The organism is Variovorax sp. 01T439_2, from assembly GCF_056398445.1.
In genome coordinates, this window is the sequence record NZ_JBFTPJ010000488.1 from 1 (window position 1) to 4,397 (window position 4,397).

General features: G+C 67.3%; 4 protein-coding genes and 1 pseudogene. All 5 read left to right on the forward strand.

Features of this window, described 5'->3' with window-relative positions; all coding sequences use genetic code 11:
- Nucleotides 1-477: ROK family protein (locus AC1DOC_RS21185; protein WP_478130428.1), on the forward strand; the 477-nt coding region annotated here is incomplete at its 5' end.
- Nucleotides 474-2,015 carry a sugar ABC transporter ATP-binding protein gene (locus AC1DOC_RS21190; RefSeq protein WP_015867626.1) on the forward strand — a complete coding sequence of 514 codons (1,542 nt, stop codon included), beginning with the start codon at nt 474-476 and terminating at the stop codon, nt 2,013-2,015. The genes AC1DOC_RS21185 and AC1DOC_RS21190, both read left to right, overlap by 4 nt.
- Entirely contained in the window at nt 2,002-3,003 is a 1,002-nt protein-coding gene (locus AC1DOC_RS21195; RefSeq protein ID WP_015867625.1) for an ABC transporter permease, read from the forward strand. The genes AC1DOC_RS21190 and AC1DOC_RS21195 overlap by 14 nt, the downstream gene beginning before the upstream one ends.
- A gap of 58 nt (nt 3,004-3,061) precedes the next feature.
- Entirely contained in the window at nt 3,062-4,027 is a 966-nt protein-coding gene (locus tag AC1DOC_RS21200; protein WP_015867624.1) for a substrate-binding domain-containing protein, read from the forward strand.
- Nucleotides 4,028-4,178: 151 nt separating this feature from the next.
- Nucleotides 4,179-4,397 (forward strand): annotated as a pseudogene (locus AC1DOC_RS21205) (gfo/Idh/MocA family oxidoreductase); the annotation flags it as partial.

Consider the following 4,397-nt stretch of genomic DNA (forward strand, 5'->3'; position numbering starts at 1 on the left):
GACCAGGACGGGCCGCGCTGCCATTGCGGCAACGTCGGCTGCGTCGAGGCCATGGCCGCGGGGCCGGCTATCACGCGCATGGCGGTGCAGGCGGCCGAGGCTGGTGAAAGCGCCATGCTGGCCGAGTGCCTGCGCGTGCACGGGCGCATCGATGCCATCGACGTGGGCCAGGCGAGCCGCGCCGGCGATACCGCGGCCAACGGCATCATCCAGCGCGCCGGCAACCTCATCGGCCAGATGCTGGCGTCGGTGGTGAACTTCTTCAATCCCTCGCATGTGTTCATCGGCGGCGGCATCACGCGCATCGGGCCGCTGTTCCTGGCGGCCGTGCGGCAGAGCGTGTACCAGCGCTCGCTCGCGCTCTCGACGCGGCACCTGGAAATCCAGTACACGCCGCTGGGCGTGCAGGGCGGCCTGGTGGGTGCCGGCGTGCTCGCGATGCACGAGACACTGAAGGTCCGCGGAGTGGCGCCATGACAAACGCAGAAGCACAAGGCAAGGGAAGCGTGGCGGTCGAATTCGACGGCGTGGTGAAGGCCTTCGGCCCGGTGCAGGTGCTGCACGGCGTGAGCTTCTCGCTGGCGCCCGGACGCGTGTATGGCCTGCTCGGCGAGAACGGCGCGGGCAAGTCCACGCTGATGAAGATCCTGTCGGGCTACGAGCCGCTCACCGGCGGCACGCTGCGCATCAACGGCCAGCCGCAGCAGTTCACGAGCTCGCGCGACGCCGAGGCGCTGGGCATCGTGCTGATCCACCAGGAGTTCAACCTTGCCGAAGACCTGAGCGTGGCGCAGAACATCTTCCTGGGCCACGAGAAGAAGAAGGGCTGGCTGCTCGACGACGCCGCGATGGAGCGCGACGCTGCGGCAGCTCTTGCCGCTGTGGGCCTGCAGGTCGATCCGCGCACCAAGGTGCGAAGGCTCATCGTGGCCGAGAAGCAGCTCGTCGAAATTGCCAAGGCCATTGCACGCCGCGCGCGCCTGCTGGTCATGGACGAGCCCACGGCAACGCTGACCCCGGGCGAAACCGAACGGCTCTTCAAGCTCATTGCGCAGCTGCGCGCCGATGGCGTGACCATCGTCTACATCTCGCACAAGCTCGACGAAGTGGAGCAGGTGACGGACGAGGTGATCGTGATGCGCGACGGCCGCTTCGTGGCGCGTGCGCCCACGCCCGAGCTCACGCGCCAGCAGATGGCCAACCTCATGGTGGGCCGCGAGCTGGCCGACCTGTACCCGCCGCGCGACCTGGTGGTGGCCGCCGATGCGCCCGCCATGCGCGTGCGCAGCTTCAGCGTGCCCGGCTGGGCGCAGGACGCGAGCTTCGAGGTGCGCCCCGGCGAGATCCTCGGCTTCGCGGGGCTGGTGGGCGCGGGCCGCACCGAGCTGTTCGAAGGCCTGCTGGGCCTCAGGCCCGCGAGCGGCGAGGTCGAGATGCTTGGCAGGCCGGTGCCGCACCACAAGGGCTGGCGCAATCCGCGCGACGCCGCGAAGCACGGTCTCACCTACCTGAGCGAGGACCGCAAGGGCAAGGGCCTGCACGTGAACTTCGGCCTGCGCCAGAACCTGACGCTGATGGCGCTCGAACGCTATGCGAAGCCCTGGCTGCAGCCCGACGCCGAACGCGGCGCGCTGGCCGAGGCGGTGAAGGACTACGGCATCCGCACCGGCTCGCTCGACGTGCGCGCCTCATCGCTCTCGGGCGGCAACCAGCAGAAGCTCGCGCTCGCCAAGGTGCTGCAGCCCAAACCGAAGGTGGTGGTGCTCGACGAGCCCACGCGCGGCGTCGACATCGGTGCCAAGCGCGACATCTACTTTCTGATCCAGCGACTCGCCCGCGAAGGGCTCGCGGTGATCGTCGTCTCGTCGGAGCTGATGGAACTCATCGGCCTGTGCCACCGCGTCGCGGTGATGCGCGCGGGCCGCCTGGTTGCCACGCTCAACGCCGACCACTTGACTGAAGAGGAGCTCATCGCTCATGCCACCGGAACAGCAGACACCCATGCCGCAGCCTGAAGCCGCGCAACACCGCAGCGAGGGCAAGCCGCGCTGGACCGAGCACCTGCACGGGCTCGGCCCGGTCATCGGCCTGGTGCTGCTGTGCATCGGCGGCACGCTGCTCAACAGCGACTTCGCGACCGTCGACAACGCGATGAACGTGCTCACGCGCACGGCCTTCATCGGCATCATCGCGGTGGGCATGTGCTTCGTGATCATCTCGGGCGGCATCGACCTGTCGGTGGGCTCGATGGCGGCACTCATTGCCGGCAGCGTGATCATGTTCATCAACTGGGCCGGTCCGGCCTCGGGCTCGCCATTGATGGCGGTGGTGATGGGCGCGGTGCTCGCGGTGGTGCTGGGCGCGCTGTTCGGCCTGGCGCACGGGCTCCTGATCACCAAGGGGCGCATCGAGCCCTTCATCGTCACGCTGGGCACGCTCGGCATCTTCCGCGCCTACCTCACGTACTTTGCCGACGGCGGCGCGCTCACGCTCGACAACGACCTGTCGGACCTCTATGCGCCGGTGTACTACGCAAGCCTGGCGGGCATTCCGGTGCCGGTGTGGGTGTTCGTGATCGTCGCGATCATCGGCGGCGTCATCTTGAACCGCACGGCCTACGGGCGCTATGTGCAGGCCATCGGCTCCAACGAGCAGGTCGCGCGCTATGCGGCGGTGGACGTGGACCGCGTGAAGATCCTTACCTACGTGCTGCTGGGCGTGTGCGTGGGCATTGCCACGCTGCTGTACGTGCCGCGCCTGGGCTCCGCATCGCCGACCACGGGCCTCTTGTGGGAGCTCGAGGCGATTGCCGCGGTGATCGTCGGCGGCACCGCGCTCAAGGGCGGCGCGGGCAGCATCACGGGCACCGTGGTGGGCGCCATCCTGCTCTCGGTCATCAGCAACATCCTGAACCTCACCAGCATCATCAGCGTGTACCTCAACGCCGCGGTGCAGGGCTTCGTGATCATCATCGTCGCGTTCCTGCAAAGAGGGCGCCGCTAGTGCGCTCGTGTTTCGTTCCTTCTCTTCATCACTCATCAACCACAAGGAGACATCCAGCATGACAAGCTTCTTCACACGTCGCATCGCACTCACGGCCGTGGCGGCCGCGGCGCTTTCGAGCCTGCCCGCATTCGCGGCCGAGAAAGTGAACCTCGGCGTCTCGATTCCGGCGGCCACGCACAGCTTCATGGGCGGCATCAACTACTGGGCCAACCAGGCGAAGAAGGACCTGGAGAAGGAACACAAGGACCTGAAGATCACGATCAAGACCGCGGCCAACGCGCCCGAGCAGGCGAACCAGCTGCAAGACCTGTCGACCGTCACCAAGATCAATGCGCTGGTGGTGTTTCCGTTCGAGTCGGCCGCGCTGACCAAGCCGGTGGCGCAGGTCAAGGCCAAGGGCGCCTACGTGACCGTGGTCGACCGCGGCCTCACCGATACCAGCGCGCAGGACGCCTACGTGGCCGGCGACAACACCGCCTTCGGCCGCATTCCGGCCGAGTACATCGCCAAGCAGCTCGGCGGCAAGGGCAACGTGGTGGCGCTGCGCGGCATTGCGACCACGCTGGACAACGAGCGCATGGATGCCTTCAACGCGGTGCTCAAGAACTATCCGGACATCAAGCTGCTCGACGCCAAGTACGCCAACTGGAACCGCGACGACGCCTTCAAGGTCACGCAGGACTACCTCACGCGCTTCAAGAACATCGACGCCATCTGGGCCGCCGACGACGACATGGCCGTGGGCGTGCTCAAGGCCATCGAGCAGGCCAAGCGCGACGACATCAAGATCATCTTCGGCGGCGCGGGCGCCAAGGGCATGGTCAAGACCATCATGGACGGCAAGGACAAGCGCATCGGCGCCGACGTGAGCTACTCGCCCAAGTTCATCTACGACGCGATCAAGCTCACGGCCGAGGCGCGGCTCAAGGGCGAGAAGCTGCCTGCGACCACGATCATTCCTTCGGTGCTGATCACCAAGGAAAACGCCAAGGACTTCTACCACCCGAACTCGCCGTTCTGAGTTCGCCTTGCTCCCTCTCCCCTCGGGGAGAGGGTTGGGGTGAGGGCCAGCGGCGATGGCCGAGGCCATGTGCTCGCAAGCGCCGATGCCCTCACCCTAGCCCTCTCCCGGAGGGAGAGGGGACAGTGACCCAGGACCATCGAGGATATTGATGAGCGATACACCTCCCCGCAAGCTCCGCTGCGCCATGGTCGGCGGCGGCCGCGACGCCTTCATCGGCGCCGTGCACCGCAACGCCATGGCGCTCGACGGGCAGATCGAGCTCGTGGCCGGCGCGCTGTCGTCGAGTCCGGACAAGGCGCGCGCCTCGGGCCGCGACCTGCACCTGGCCGACGGCCGCAACCACGGCGACTGGCAGTCGCTGCTGGCC